The organism is Heyndrickxia acidicola, from assembly GCF_001636425.1.
Taxonomy (GTDB): Bacteria; Bacillota; Bacilli; order Bacillales; family Bacillaceae_C; genus Bacillus_AE; species Bacillus_AE acidicola.
On sequence record NZ_KV440953.1, the window covers coordinates 3,484,774 to 3,500,156 of the forward strand.

The following is a 15,383-nucleotide window of genomic DNA, read 5'->3' on the forward strand; positions in this document are numbered from 1 at the left end:
ATAAGAATGAATTGTTCCTTGAAAACTGAACGAAACAGAAACGTCAACGTTAATTCTTTGTCTTATATAGACAACAACTTTAAGAGCTAAATCAACTCTTTTTTGGAGAGTTTGATCCTGGCTCAGGACGAACGCTGGCGGCGTGCCTAATACATGCAAGTCGAGCGAATCAATTGGGAGCTTGCTCCCTTTTGGTTAGCGGCGGACGGGTGAGTAACACGTGGGTAACCTGCCTGTAAGACTGGGATAACTCCGGGAAACCGGGGCTAATACCGGATAACTTCTTCCTCCGCATGGGGGAATATTGAAAGATGGCTTCGGCTATCACTTACAGATGGACCCGCGGCGCATTAGCTAGTTGGTGAGGTAACGGCTCACCAAGGCAACGATGCGTAGCCGACCTGAGAGGGTGATCGGCCACACTGGGACTGAGACACGGCCCAGACTCCTACGGGAGGCAGCAGTAGGGAATCTTCCGCAATGGACGAAAGTCTGACGGAGCAACGCCGCGTGAGTGATGAAGGTTTTCGGATCGTAAAACTCTGTTGTTAGGGAAGAACAAGTACCGTTCGAATAGGGCGGTACCTTGACGGTACCTAACCAGAAAGCCACGGCTAACTACGTGCCAGCAGCCGCGGTAATACGTAGGTGGCAAGCGTTGTCCGGAATTATTGGGCGTAAAGCGCGCGCAGGCGGTTTCTTAAGTCTGATGTGAAAGCCCACGGCTCAACCGTGGAGGGTCATTGGAAACTGGGAGACTTGAGTGCAGAAGAGGAGAGTGGAATTCCACGTGTAGCGGTGAAATGCGTAGATATGTGGAGGAACACCAGTGGCGAAGGCGACTCTCTGGTCTGTAACTGACGCTGAGGCGCGAAAGCGTGGGGAGCGAACAGGATTAGATACCCTGGTAGTCCACGCCGTAAACGATGAGTGCTAAGTGTTAGAGGGTTTCCGCCCTTTAGTGCTGCAGCTAACGCATTAAGCACTCCGCCTGGGGAGTACGGCCGCAAGGCTGAAACTCAAAGGAATTGACGGGGGCCCGCACAAGCGGTGGAGCATGTGGTTTAATTCGAAGCAACGCGAAGAACCTTACCAGGTCTTGACATCCTCTGACAACCCTAGAGATAGGGCTTTCCCCTTCGGGGGACAGAGTGACAGGTGGTGCATGGTTGTCGTCAGCTCGTGTCGTGAGATGTTGGGTTAAGTCCCGCAACGAGCGCAACCCTTGACCTTAGTTGCCAGCATTCAGTTGGGCACTCTAGGGTGACTGCCGGTGACAAACCGGAGGAAGGTGGGGATGACGTCAAATCATCATGCCCCTTATGACCTGGGCTACACACGTGCTACAATGGATGGTACAAAGGGCTGCAAGACCGCGAGGTTTAGCCAATCCCATAAAACCATTCTCAGTTCGGATTGTAGGCTGCAACTCGCCTACATGAAGCCGGAATCGCTAGTAATCGCGGATCAGCATGCCGCGGTGAATACGTTCCCGGGCCTTGTACACACCGCCCGTCACACCACGAGAGTTTGTAACACCCGAAGTCGGTGAGGTAACCTTTTGGAGCCAGCCGCCGAAGGTGGGACAGATGATTGGGGTGAAGTCGTAACAAGGTAGCCGTATCGGAAGGTGCGGCTGGATCACCTCCTTTCTAAGGAAAATGAAGCTTCGCTTCATAAAAAGACGTTTCTGTTTTTGTTTAGTTTTGAGGGAACTATCTCTCAAAACCATCAAACGAATCAGCAGCAAGAAGGTCGAGGAAGCGAACGAGCGATCACCGGAACGTATGACAATACGTGAGGATGAGAGTGAGTGAAGCTGACGAAGAGATTCGAAGTTGATCATTCGTTTGAGTATTGTTCCTTGAAAACTAGATATTGAGAATAACCAAGCAAATAACCGAGAATCGCCACTTTATGGATTTTTTCCATTTTAGTAGTAAAAACCTTTTATAGGTTAAGTTAGTAAGGGCGCACGGTGGATGCCTTGGCACTAGGAGCCGATGAAGGACGGTACTAACACCGATATGCTTCGGGGAGCTGTAAGTAAGCTTTGATCCGGAGATTTCCGAATGGGGAAACCCACTGCCCGTAATGGGGTAGTATCTTTACCTGAATACATAGGGTACTGAAGGCAGACCCGGGGAACTGAAACATCTAAGTACCCGGAGGAAGAGAAAGCAATTGCGATTTCCTGAGTAGCGGCGAGCGAAACGGAATTAGCCCAAACCAAGAGGCTTGCCTCTTGGGGTTGTAGGACACTCTATACGGAGTTACAAAGGAACGAGGTAAATGAAGAGGTCTGGAAAGGCCCGTCAAAGAAGGTAACAACCCTGTAGTTGAAACTTCGTTCCCTCTTGAGTGTATCCTGAGTACGGCGGGACACGTGAAATCCCGTCGGAAGCTGGGAGGACCATCTCCCAAGGCTAAATACTCCCTAGTGACCGATAGTGAACCAGTACCGTGAGGGAAAGGTGAAAAGCACCCCGGAAGGGGAGTGAAAGAGATCCTGAAACCGTGTGCCTACAAGTAGTCAAAGCCCTATGCATTTATGCAGGGTAATGGCGTGCCTTTTGTAGAATGAACCGGCGAGTTACGATTTCATGCAAGGTTAAGCTGATAAGGCGGAGCCGCAGCGAAAGCGAGTCTGAATAGGGCGAATGAGTATGAGGTCGTAGACCCGAAACCAGGTGATCTACCCATGTCCAGGGTGAAGGTAAGGTAACACTTACTGGAGGCCCGAACCCACGCACGTTGAAAAGTGCGGGGATGAGGTGTGGGTAGCGGAGAAATTCCAATCGAACCTGGAGATAGCTGGTTCTCTCCGAAATAGCTTTAGGGCTAGCCTCAAGAGAAGAGTATTGGAGGTAGAGCACTGTTTGGACTAGGGGCCCTCATCGGGTTACCGAATTCAGACAAACTCCGAATGCCAAATACTTATTCTTGGGAGTCAGACTGTGAGTGATAAGATCCATGGTCAAAAGGGAAACAGCCCAGACCACCAGCTAAGGTCCCAAAGTATACGTTAAGTGGAAAAGGATGTGGAGTTGCTTAGACAACCAGGATGTTGGCTTAGAAGCAGCCACCATTTAAAGAGTGCGTAATAGCTCACTGGTCGAGTGACTCTGCGCCGAAAATGTACCGGGGCTAAACGTATCACCGAAGCTGTGGATTGACACCGTAGGTGTCAGTGGTAGGAGAGCGTTCTAAGGGCGTTGAAGCTAGACCGTAAGGACTGGTGGAGCGCTTAGAAGTGAGAATGCCGGTATGAGTAGCGAAAGAAGGGTGAGAATCCCTTCCACCGAATGCCTAAGGTTTCCTGAGGAAGGCTCGTCCGCTCAGGGTTAGTCGGGACCTAAGCCGAGGCCGAAAGGCGTAGGCGATGGACAACAGGTTGATATTCCTGTACCACCTCTTTTCCGTTTGAGTGATGGGGGGACGCAGGAGGATAGGGTAAGCACGGCGCTGGATTGCCGTGTCCAAGCAGTTAGGCTGATGATGAGGCAAATCCTTATCATTAAAGCGGAGCTGTGATGGCGAGGGAAATATAGTACCGAAGTTCCTGATTCCACACTGCCAAGAAAAGCCTCTAGCGAGGAAAAAGGTGCCCGTACCGCAAACCGACACAGGTAGGCGAGGAGAGAATCCTAAGGTGAGCGAGAGAACTCTCGTTAAGGAACTCGGCAAAATGACCCCGTAACTTCGGGAGAAGGGGTGCTCTGGTAGGGTGCAAGCCCGAGAGAGCCGCAGTGAATAGGCCCAGGCGACTGTTTAGCAAAAACACAGGTCTCTGCGAAGCCGCAAGGCGAAGTATAGGGGCTGACGCCTGCCCGGTGCTGGAAGGTTAAGGAGAGGGGTTAGCGCAAGCGAAGCTCTGAACTGAAGCCCCAGTAAACGGCGGCCGTAACTATAACGGTCCTAAGGTAGCGAAATTCCTTGTCAGGTAAGTTCTGACCCGCACGAAAGGCGTAACGATCTGGGCACTGTCTCAACGAGAGACTCGGTGAAATTATAGTACCTGTGAAGATGCAGGTTACCCGCGACAGGACGGAAAGACCCCGTGGAGCTTTACTGCAGCTTGATATTGAATTTTGGTACAACTTGTACAGGATAGGTAGGAGCCTTTGAAGCCGGAGCGCCAGCTTCGGTGGAGGCGTCGGTGGGATACTACCCTGGTTGTATTGAAATTCTAACCCGCACCCCTGATCGGGGTGGGAGACAGTGTCAGGCAGGCAGTTTGACTGGGGCGGTCGCCTCCTAAAGAGTAACGGAGGCGCCCAAAGGTTCCCTCAGAATGGTTGGAAATCATTCGCAGAGTGTAAAGGCACAAGGGAGCTTGACTGCGAGACCTACAAGTCGAGCAGGGACGAAAGTCGGGCTTAGTGATCCGGTGGTTCCGCATGGAAGGGCCATCGCTCAACGGATAAAAGCTACCCCGGGGATAACAGGCTTATCTCCCCCAAGAGTCCACATCGACGGGGAGGTTTGGCACCTCGATGTCGGCTCATCGCATCCTGGGGCTGTAGTCGGTCCCAAGGGTTGGGCTGTTCGCCCATTAAAGCGGTACGCGAGCTGGGTTCAGAACGTCGTGAGACAGTTCGGTCCCTATCCGTCGTGGGCGTAGGAAATTTGAGAGGAGCTGTCCTTAGTACGAGAGGACCGGGATGGACGCACCGCTGGTGTACCAGTTGTCTTGCCAAAGGCATCGCTGGGTAGCTATGTGCGGAAGGGATAAGTGCTGAAAGCATCTAAGCATGAAGCCCCCCTCAAGATGAGATTTCCCATAGCGCAAGCTAGTAAGATCCCTGAAAGATGATCAGGTTGATAGGTTCGAGGTGGAAGTGTGGCGACACATGGAGCTGACGAATACTAATCGATCGAGGACTTAACCAATAACGATTCAACGTTTTACTTACTTCTTTATCTAGTTTTGAGGGAACAATACCTCAACAGTTTCATAGTCCGGTAATTATGGCGAGAAGGTCACACCCGTTCCCATCCCGAACACGGAAGTTAAGCTTCTCAGCGCCGATGGTAGTTGGGGGCTGTCCCCCTGTGAGAGTAGGACATTGCCGGGCATTATTAAAACCCACAGATGAAAATCTGTGGGTTTTTTACTATTGAATTAATTATTTATAACTAAAACTATACCGCTTTGGCAGCCATCAGTGCTGGTCTAAGTATTTTTTCTATTCCAAGTGGTTTTATTTTCATCCAAGGTGGCAAAACTAAAATAAGAATTATCCGATTGCCTTTTTAGATCTATTTCATGTATAATTAAAGTCAAATATAGTCAAAGTCAGTTGGGTGAGGAGGTGGTACTATGATGAGAAATATTTCCGATATTATAGAAAACTACCTCAAACGGGTATTGGAATTGAACGACAGCGAACTAATTGAAATAAAAAGAAGTGAGATTGCCGATAAATTTCAATGCGTGCCCTCTCAAATAAATTATGTCATTAATACACGTTTCACAATAGAAAAAGGCTATTTAGTTGAAAGTAAGAGAGGCGGAGGCGGGTATATAAGGATTATGAAGGTAAAACCTCATGATCAGGCTCACCTGATCGAGCATCTGCTTATTTTAATACAGGAACGCATCTCGCAATCCAATGCTGCTGATGTTGTTTTTCGCCTTGTAGAAGAGGATGTCATTTCAGAACGGGAGGCTAAGATTATGTTAAGCGTAATGGATCGTTCCGTTTTATATATTAATCTCCCGGAAAGAGATGAATTAAGAGCAAGAATGTTAAAGGCCATGTTAATTTCACTAAAGTACAAATAGCAAGAGGTGAGGAGAATGATCTGTCAAGAGTGCCATAAACGGCCGGCCACTTTGCATTTCACTAAAATTGTAAATGGCGAAAAAAATGATTATCACTATTGTGAGAGCTGTGCCCAAGAAAAGGGGGAAGCCTTTATGTTTGGTGATGAGCCTGATTTCTCCATCAATCATTTGCTGGCAGGTTTATTCAATTTTGATCCCAGCTTTCAGCAGGTCAAGAAGGAAGCTCTTCCTAAGCACGACGTTTTGCAATGTGATCATTGCCATATGACAATTAATCAATTTCTAAATGTGGGCCGTTTTGGCTGTGCAAATTGTTATGATTCTTTTAAAAATCAACTAACTCCTTTATTAAAGAGGCTGCATAGCGGAAATGTTGAGCATCGGGGAAAAGTTCCGAAAAGGATTGGCGGATCCATTCATATTAAAAAACAGATTCAGGAACTAAAACAAACGCTGCAGACTGCGATTCATCAAGAGGAATTTGAAAGGGCTGCTGAAATTCGTGATAAGGTCCGTGCGCTGGAAGGGTCGCTTCATGATCAAAGAGGTGAATCATCGTGACATTAGAGAACTTCTTAAATAAGGCTGTGAGTTCATGGATGTGCCAAAATGGACCTGAATCTGATATTGTACTTAGTTCCAGGGTAAGGTTAGCCAGAAACTTAAAGGATTATAAGTTTCCTGCTCTTTTCAGCAGCGAGGATGCCCGTGATATTATCCTGAAGCTTGATCAGCCGCTGATAGAGGAATTTGAAAAAAATGCAGGAATGCTTGAATTATTAAGGATGGATGATCTGCAGCCCCTCCAAAAAAGGGTGTTAGTAGAAAAACACTTGATTAGTCCCCATTTAGCAGATGATTCTTCTCATGGCGCCGTTCTTTTATCAGAGGAAGAGGATGTAAGTATTATGCTGAATGAGGAAGATCATATTCGCATTCAATGCCTTTTTCCCGGTTTGCAGTTAACAGAGGCGTTGGCTAGGGCAGAAATGCTGGATGATCTGATTGAAAGCAAAATTGATTATGCATACGATGAAAAGCTTGGGTATTTGACAAGCTGCCCTACAAATGTGGGAACTGGCTTAAGGGCTTCTGTTATGGTCCATTTACCGGGACTTGTGCTTACACAACAAATGAATCGAATTATTCCTGCTATTAGTCAACTGGGATTAGTGGTAAGAGGAATATATGGAGAAGGCAGTGAAGCGCAGGGGAATATATTTCAAATATCCAATCAAATCACTTTAGGAAAGTCAGAGCATGATATTGTTACAGACTTAGTAAGTGTTGTACACCAAATAATATCTCAGGAAAGACATGCCAGGGAAGCATTGATAAAATCATCAAACATACAATTAGAAGATAGGGTTTACCGATCATATGGTGTCCTTACTAACAGCAGGATCATTGAATCCAAAGAAGCAGCAAGATGTTTATCAGATGTCCGTTTGGGTATAGATACAGGATATATTAAAAATGTATCTAAAAGTATTTTAAATGAATTAATGATTATAACACAGCCAGGTTTTTTACAGCAGTATGCTGGAGGTCCGCTCCGTCCGTATGAGCGGGACATCAGAAGGGCTACACTCATAAGAGAAAGATTAAAATTAGAGAAAATGAATGGTTAGGAGGAAACCTTTATGATGTTTGGTCGTTTTACTGAAAGGGCACAAAAAGTACTTGCTTTATCCCAAGAGGAAGCAATTCGTTTAAGACATAACAATATTGGAACAGAACATATTTTACTTGGCTTAGTACGAGAAGGTGAAGGAATAGCTGCCAAAGCACTGTTTGGCCTTGGATTAAGCCCGGATAAAATTCAATCTGAAGTTGAAAACCTAATAGGCAAAGGGCAGGACTCCGGCCAGAATATTCACTATACTCCTAGGGCTAAAAAAGTCATTGAACTTTCAATGGATGAGGCACGCAAGCTGGGTCATTCATATGTAGGCACAGAACATATCCTTCTGGGACTAATTCGTGAAGGAGAAGGTGTAGCTGCGAGAGTTCTTAATAACCTTGGAGTCAGCTTAAATAAAGCGAGACAACAGGTTCTTCAATTGTTGGGCAGCAATGAAGCAGGAGGAGTACAGGGCAGCAATGCATCAAATGCAAGCACACCTACACTCGATAGTCTGGCAAGAGATTTAACTGCAATTGCCCGCGAGGATACGTTAGATCCTGTGATAGGGAGAAGCAAGGAGATTCAAAGGGTTATAGAGGTTTTAAGCCGAAGAACTAAAAATAACCCGGTTTTAATTGGAGAGCCCGGGGTAGGTAAGACAGCCATTGCGGAAGGGCTGGCCCAGCAAATCGTAAATAACGAAGTACCTGAAACCCTGAGGGATAAACGGGTTATGACTCTTGACATGGGTACGGTTGTGGCTGGTACGAAATACCGTGGGGAATTTGAGGACCGCCTGAAAAAGGTGATGGATGAAATACGCCAGGCAGGCAATATCATCTTGTTTATTGATGAACTTCATACGCTGATCGGTGCCGGCGGAGCAGAGGGTGCAATTGATGCATCCAATATATTGAAGCCATCTCTAGCGCGCGGTGAACTTCAGTGCATTGGTGCGACCACATTGGATGAGTATCGTAAATATATTGAAAAAGATGCGGCTTTAGAAAGGCGCTTCCAGCCTATACAAGTGGATGAACCTTCTATTGATGAATCCATTCAAATCTTAAAAGGTTTGCGCGATCGTTATGAAGCCCACCACCGTGTCTCTATTTCAGATGATGCAATTGATGCAGCGGTTAAATTATCTGATCGTTATATTTCTGACCGCTTCTTACCGGATAAGGCGATTGACCTTATTGATGAAGCAGGTTCGAAGGTCCGCCTCCGTTCTTATACAACACCGCCTAATTTAAAAGAGCTGGAAGTGAGATTAGACGAGATACGCAAAGAAAAAGATGCCTCTGTACAGAGCCAGGAATTTGAAAAAGCGGCTTCTTTGCGGGACGCAGAGCAAAAGCTTCGTGAGCAGCTGGAAGAAACGAAGAAATCTTGGAAAGAAAAACAAGGGCAGGAAAACAGTGCTGTCACTGTAGAGGATATTGCAAGTGTAGTTTCAACCTGGACTGGAATTCCCGTTTCAAGATTAGCTCAAACAGAGACTGAAAAGCTTCTTAATTTGGAAAAAATACTGCATGCCCGTGTCATTGGCCAGGAAGAAGCTGTTAATGCAATTTCTAAGGCTGTGCGCCGCGCAAGAGCAGGCTTAAAGGATCCTAAACGTCCAATTGGTTCATTTATCTTCCTTGGTCCTACAGGTGTTGGTAAAACGGAATTAGCAAGAGCACTAGCTGAAGCCATGTTTGGTGATGAAGATGCTATGATTCGTATCGACATGTCTGAGTATATGGAGAAGCACTCTACTTCACGGCTAGTGGGTTCACCTCCTGGTTATGTAGGTTTTGAAGAAGGCGGCCAATTAACGGAAAAAGTCCGCCGCAAACCATATTCTGTTATTCTTCTTGATGAAATTGAAAAAGCTCACCCGGATGTTTTTAATATCTTGCTGCAGGTGCTTGAAGATGGACGATTAACGGATTCAAAAGGCCGTACTGTTGATTTCCGCAACACTGTGCTGATTATGACTTCCAATGTTGGAGCTGAGGCTTTAAGACGAAATAAATATGTTGGATTCAATCTTCAAGATGGGAAACAGGACTATAAGGATATGAAAGGAAAAATGCTTGAGGAGCTTAAAAAAGCTTTCCGTCCTGAGTTCCTTAACCGTATTGATGAAATGATCGTATTCCATGCATTGGAAAAAGAACATTTAAGCAATATTATTACGCTTATGTCAGATCAATTAGTGAAGAGGTTAAGAGAAAAAGATATTGATCTTGAATTAACAGAAGCAGCAAAAGTAAAGCTTACTGAAGAAGGATATGATCCTGAATACGGAGCAAGGCCGCTGCGCAGGGCAATTCAAAAGCATATAGAAGACCGGTTATCAGAAGAACTGCTTAAAGGAAATATTAAAGATGGCCAGCAGGTGACAATTGATGTGCAAGATGGGGAATTTGTAGTAAATCCTGCAGCGGTATCTGGAACTGTTTCCTAACATTCTAAGAATATTTTAAGATTTGCTTGGTATAACAAAAGGGGTACATGAGTGATAAGCTTGTGCCCCCTTTTTTAAAGGTTAAGCATAAAATCTTAAATTAAATAAAGGATTAAACTAATCAGTTTTTGTCTAGCTTCAGCTCCAGCGCCTATCGGCTAGGGAGAACTGTTGTTTTTTAGCTCCTTACAGTAAAAAAAGGAAACAAAAGCAAACAAGTTAGCTCTTATTTCCTTTCTTTACTGTAAACTGAGCTGAAAAACGAGCAGTCATCTTAAAAAGCCCACATAAAACAGCCTGTGAGGGACTGACTATGGGGAACGCAACAAATTAAACAAAAACATCCAAGATAAAAAGGCTGAAGGAAGCTGTTAGAGGGAGAAAGGGAGTCTTTTATGGCCAAAAAAACAACCAAGTTCATTTGCCAGTCATGCGGGTACGAATCACCCAAGTGGATGGGACGGTGTCCAGGTTGCGGCGAATGGAACAAGATGGTTGAAGAAGTAGAAATTACAAGCAAGCCTAAAGGGGTTTTTTTACACACGGCAGTCGGAAGTGAAACCAAGGCAGCCCCTATTACGTCTATATATTCAGAGCAAGAAGATAGAGTAGAAACCAAAATGCAGGAGCTCAACAGAGTACTAGGCGGTGGAGTGGTACCAGGATCACTTGTTTTGATTGGCGGCGATCCAGGTATAGGAAAATCAACTTTACTGTTACAGGTTTCCTCACAGCTTTCTTCTGAACATAAGGTTCTATATATATCGGGTGAGGAATCTGTGAAACAAACGAAACTCAGAGCAGACCGTCTTCATATTTCCTCTGAAAATCTTTATGTATACGCTGAAACCAATTTGGAATTGATCCATCAAACCATTGAGGATATTAATCCCCGTTTTGTCATCATTGACTCTATTCAAACCGTCTATCACCCTGAGGTAACCTCGGCTCCGGGAAGTGTTTCTCAGGTAAGGGAGTCGACCGGCCAGCTGATGAGAATTGCCAAAACAAAAGGAATTGCGATTTTCATTGTCGGCCATGTGACAAAAGAAGGATCCATTGCTGGACCAAGAATGCTAGAACATATGGTGGATACGGTTCTTTATTTTGAAGGAGAAAGGCATCACACGTATCGTATTTTACGTGCTGTCAAAAATCGTTTTGGCTCAACCAATGAGCTAGCAATATTGGAAATGAAGGAATTTGGCTTAGAAGAAGTAGAAAACCCTTCAGAAATCTTTTTAGAGGAACGTTCAAAGGGAGCTGCGGGCTCTACCGTCGTTGCATCTATGGAAGGGACACGTCCTGTATTGGTGGAAATACAGGCACTCATATCGCCTTCTATGTTTGGGGTTCCAAGGAGAATGGCTACAGGTATTGATCATAATAGGGTTCCGCTGTTAATGGCAGTATTGGAGAAAAGAGTCGGAATGCTGCTTGCCAATCATGATGCCTATTTAAAAGTAGCTGGCGGAGTAAAAATTGATGAGCCGGCAGTTGATCTGGCTGTTGCCGTCAGTATTGCTTCGAGCTTTAGAGACCAGCCTACAAGGCCAGATGACTGTATCATTGGCGAGGTTGGATTAACGGGTGAAGTAAGGCGCGTATCACGTATTGAACAACGTGTTTCTGAAGCAGCAAAGTTAGGTTTTAAACGGGCTGTCATTCCAGCAAACAACATTGGCGGCTGGAAAATTCCCGATGAAATAGAAGTGATTGGAGTGTCATCTGTTAGTGAAGCGTTACAACAAGTTTTAGGGGGATGAGTGAATGGAAGAAAAAAAGCCCCAGCAAAAATCCATGGCTGAAATTTTGCAGTTAATCGCACCTGGAACACCTATTCGTGAAGGAATTGACAATGTACTGAGAGCCAATACGGGAGGATTAATTGTTCTTGGCTTTAATGAGGCAGTAAAATCGCTTGTTGACGGCGGTTTTTCCATCAATAGCACGTTCAGCCCAAGTTACTTATATGAATTGGCAAAAATGGATGGAGCCATTATTTTAAATGAAACGGGGAATAAAATTCTCATTGCTAATGCACAGCTGGCACCTGACCCCTCGCTTTCATCCTCTGAGACAGGAATGCGGCATAGGACAGCTGAACGGGTCGCCAAGCAGACGAAATCACTGGTTATTGCCATTTCACAAAGGCGCCATGTTATTACCTTATATCAGGGAAGCTTTCGCTACGCCTTAAAAGATATTTCGGTTATTTTAACAAAAGCAAACCAGGCGCTCCAAACATTGGAAAAATATAAGCTGATTCTGGATCAAAGTACAGCCAATTTATCCGTGCTGGAATTTGAAGATCTGGTTACATATAACGATTTCCTTCAAATTCTTCATCGGGTGGAGATGGTAATGCGGATTAAAAAGGAGCTTGTTACCTATCTGAATGAACTGGGAACAGAAGGAAGATTGGTAAGGTTGCAAATGAATGAGTTAATTGCTGATATTGAAAAAGAAGTCCTATTGCTCTTAAAGGACTACAGCTTTGATCAGCAGGTAAAACCATTGGATCTGCTTTTGAGGCTTCAGGACTTGGTTGGTCCCGAAGTGAGCGATGATCATATTCTTATGAAATTGCTGGGGTATAGCAATTATATCCATTTGGATGAAGCTGTCTATCCAAGAGGCTATCGTATTTTAAATAAAATTCCGCGTCTTCCCGTAGCAATAGTCGACAATCTAATCGGCAAGTTTGGGAGATTAACGAAAATTGTAAAAGCAAGTGTTGCTGAACTGGATGAAGTCGATGGCATTGGAGAAGTCAGAGCCAGGAAAATTAGAGATGGTTTAAAACATATTAAAGAGCAGATCTATACAGATCGTCAGCTTTAATAAGGAGTTTTGATAGAAAAATGGAGAGAGAGAAGACGATAAATCAAATAAATATGTCTTTTTATTTACAGTATAAAAAATTTCCTGATTTCCACGTTTTAAACCTAGATAATTGTTTATAATGATTAAAGGAGGTGAGCAAATGTTAAAGAAAATTGTTCAAGCGTGTTTTATTATAATCGGAGGAACGCTTGGTGTTTTTTTAATACCAGATTTACTGAAGCTAGTGGATCTATCAAAATTAGTATTGCTTAATAACCCTTATAGCACAGCTATTTTAGGCGCCATTATCTTTTATATTATAACTTTTTGGGCTGTTGATTATATTGTGGGTTTTGTGAAATGGTTTGAAGATTCAATTGTAAAAGCACCTATTTCTGAAATACTTTCCGGAAGCCTGGGGTTAATCTTTGGTTTAATTGTTGCTTATTTAGCAGGCATCTCCTTTAATACAACGAAAATACCGATTGTCAATACAGTTATTCCTATCCTTTTAACTTTGCTTCTTGGCTATCTTGGATTTCAAATCGGCTTTAAAAAACGTGAAGAATTAACCAGTTTATTTTCCATCTCCTCTAAGGGCCAGAAGAAAAGAGGGTCTCTTGACGGGGAAGAGGAAAAAGACCGCTCAAAGGTTTTAAAGCTTCTTGATACCAGTGTTATTATTGATGGGCGGATTGCAGATATCTGCCAGACCGGATTTTTGGATGGCATCATCGTGATTCCTCAATTTGTTTTAGAAGAATTGCAGCATATTGCAGATTCATCTGATGTGCTTAAAAGAAACAGAGGCAGAAGAGGGCTTGATATTCTTAATCGCATACAAAAAGAGCTTCCGGTTGAAGTCCAAATTTATGAGGGAGACTTTGAGGAAATACAGGAGGTTGACAGCAAGCTAGTCAAGCTTGCAAAGATAACAAATGGGATTGTCGTAACGAATGATTTTAATTTAAATAAGGTTTGCGAGCTTCAGAGTGTACAAGTACTCAATATCAACGATTTGGCGAATGCTGTTAAGCCGGTCGTTCTTCCTGGAGAAGAGCTGAATGTCCAATTAATAAAAGATGGAAAAGAGCACCATCAGGGCATTGCCTATTTAGATGATGGTACAATGATCGTAGTGGAGGAAGGCAGAAATTATATAGGGAAAAGAATTGACGTACTGGTTACGAGTGTTCTTCAGACTTCTGCCGGCAGAATGATTTTTGCCAAACCGAAGCTGCTTGAAAAAGCATTGTAAGATAAACGATTGAATATAAAGATGGGAAGTTAGGGAAATCGTTATGTAGACCGTGGGTTTATGTAACTCATTCTCTTAATTTCCCTTCTTTCCTTTTATAAAGGAATATAAATGAATAGGGGAACAGGGGCTTATGAAGTATCATGTTATTATACCGGCTGCAGGACAGGGAAAACGCATGGGGGCAGGCAAAAATAAATTATTGCTGGAGTTGGACAATGAACCCATTATCCTGCATACATTAAACATTTTTCTGCAGGATGCTGATTGTGAAAAGGTTGCTGTTATCACTCAAAAGGAAGAGGCAGATGTTTTTTCCGGTTTTATTAATAAACTGAAAAATAATGCGAAGGTCTTTTTTGTGAATGGTGGACAGGAACGCCAGCACAGTGTTTATAATGGGATGAAAGCTTTAGGCAATGAAGAGTGTTCTGTTGTACTCGTTCATGATGGTGCAAGGCCGTTTATTAAGAAAGAGGTAATCCGCCAATTAGTAAAAACCGCAGAAGAGACAGGAGCGGCTATTGCTGCTGTTCCCGTTAAGGATACGATAAAAAAAGCGGACTGCTTACAAGTTAAGGAGACCGTTGAGCGGTCCAATCTTTGGCAGGTACAGACACCCCAGGCATTTCAATACAATGTCCTGTGGAAAGCCCATAAAAGGGCGATTGAAGAGGATTTTCTGGGTACTGACGAGTCCTCTTTAGTTGAAAGGCTTGAGTACCCGGTACAGATAGTAGAAAGTGATTATGATAATATAAAACTTACAACGCCTGAAGATCTTTACTTCGCAGAGGCAATAATAAAAAAAAGAGCATTTAGTTAAAATGTATCTATAAAGGAGTATAGCAATGTTTCGTATCGGACAAGGTTTTGATGTACATCAACTAACAGAAGGACGCCCGTTAATTATAGGGGGAATTGAAATTCCTTATGAAAAAGGCCTTCTTGGGCATTCAGATGCAGATGTTCTTTTACATACAGTTGCGGATGCTTGTTTAGGAGCAGTAGGGGAAGGAGATATTGGAAAGCACTTCCCGGATACGGATCCGGCATTTAAGGATGCGGATTCAGCAAAACTATTGTCTCATGTATGGGAGGTAGTTAAAACAAAAGGCTATTCACTAAGCAATGTGGACTGCACCATAATAGCCCAAAAGCCTAAAATGGCTCCGTATATCGAAAAGATGAGAGAGCGGATTGCCGAGCTTTTGGAAGGAAGCATTGATCAAGTAAATGTAAAAGCAACGACTACTGAAAAGCTCGGTTTTACAGGACGTGGCGAAGGAATCGCTGCACAGGCCGTTATTCTTTTACAGAAGCTTTAGTTCATGTTGTAACCTTTCAACATGCGTTGATTGGTGATAGAATAAATCAATGTACATCAGTTTAAAAAGTGAATTCTTATCATAGGAGGAATACA

The 15,383-nt window shown here is 44.0% G+C and carries 9 protein-coding genes and 3 rRNA genes; all 12 read left to right on the top strand.

The window, feature by feature from the left end:
- Nucleotides 1-99 precede the first annotated feature (99 nt).
- The 12 genes from A5N88_RS16245 (at nt 100) to ispF (ending at nt 15,288) form a co-directional block, all read left to right on the top strand.
- Nucleotides 100-1,652: ribosomal RNA gene (locus tag A5N88_RS16245) — 16S ribosomal RNA — on the top strand.
- 303 nt (nt 1,653-1,955) lie between these two features.
- Nucleotides 1,956-4,893, top strand: a 23S ribosomal RNA gene (locus A5N88_RS16250).
- A gap of 68 nt (nt 4,894-4,961) precedes the next feature.
- Nucleotides 4,962-5,078: ribosomal RNA gene (rrf, locus tag A5N88_RS16255) — 5S ribosomal RNA — on the top strand.
- Together the 16S, 23S and 5S rRNA genes form the textbook arrangement of a ribosomal RNA operon.
- A gap of 248 nt (nt 5,079-5,326) precedes the next feature.
- The gene (locus tag A5N88_RS16260; protein WP_066270615.1) at nt 5,327-5,788 is read left to right on the top strand and encodes a CtsR family transcriptional regulator; all 462 of its coding nucleotides are present in this window, start codon (nt 5,327-5,329) and stop codon (nt 5,786-5,788) included.
- Between the two features lie 15 nt (nt 5,789-5,803).
- Nucleotides 5,804-6,352 (top strand): protein-arginine kinase activator protein McsA, encoded by a 549-nt coding sequence (gene mcsA / locus A5N88_RS16265; RefSeq protein ID WP_066267893.1) that lies wholly within the window; start codon nt 5,804-5,806, stop codon nt 6,350-6,352.
- A complete protein-coding gene (mcsB, locus tag A5N88_RS16270) occupies nt 6,349-7,422 on the top strand; it encodes a protein-arginine kinase McsB (protein ID WP_066267895.1) in 1,074 nt (357 codons plus the stop codon). Before mcsA ends, mcsB begins: the two co-directional genes overlap by 4 nt.
- Before the next feature lie 12 nt (nt 7,423-7,434).
- Entirely contained in the window at nt 7,435-9,876 is a 2,442-nt protein-coding gene (clpC, locus tag A5N88_RS16275; protein WP_066267897.1) for an ATP-dependent protease ATP-binding subunit ClpC, read from the top strand.
- Nucleotides 9,877-10,271: 395 nt separating this feature from the next.
- A complete protein-coding gene (gene radA, locus A5N88_RS16280; protein ID WP_066267899.1) occupies nt 10,272-11,642 on the top strand; it encodes a DNA repair protein RadA in 1,371 nt (456 codons plus the stop codon).
- 4 nt (nt 11,643-11,646) lie between these two features.
- Nucleotides 11,647-12,720, top strand: coding sequence for a DNA integrity scanning diadenylate cyclase DisA (gene disA, locus A5N88_RS16285; RefSeq protein ID WP_066267901.1), 1,074 nt, complete (start codon nt 11,647-11,649; stop codon nt 12,718-12,720).
- Between the two features lie 142 nt (nt 12,721-12,862).
- Nucleotides 12,863-13,960 (top strand): PIN/TRAM domain-containing protein, encoded by a 1,098-nt coding sequence (locus A5N88_RS16290; protein WP_066267903.1) that lies wholly within the window; start codon nt 12,863-12,865, stop codon nt 13,958-13,960.
- Nucleotides 13,961-14,093: 133 nt separating this feature from the next.
- Nucleotides 14,094-14,786: a 2-C-methyl-D-erythritol 4-phosphate cytidylyltransferase gene (gene ispD, locus A5N88_RS16295; protein WP_066267905.1), complete on the top strand. Its 693-nt coding sequence runs from the start codon at nt 14,094-14,096 to the stop codon at nt 14,784-14,786.
- Nucleotides 14,787-14,811: 25 nt separating this feature from the next.
- On the top strand, nt 14,812-15,288 hold the full coding sequence (ispF, locus tag A5N88_RS16300) for a 2-C-methyl-D-erythritol 2,4-cyclodiphosphate synthase (protein WP_066267907.1): 477 nt from the start codon (nt 14,812-14,814) through the stop codon (nt 15,286-15,288).
- The last annotated feature ends 95 nt before the right edge of the window (nt 15,289-15,383 follow it).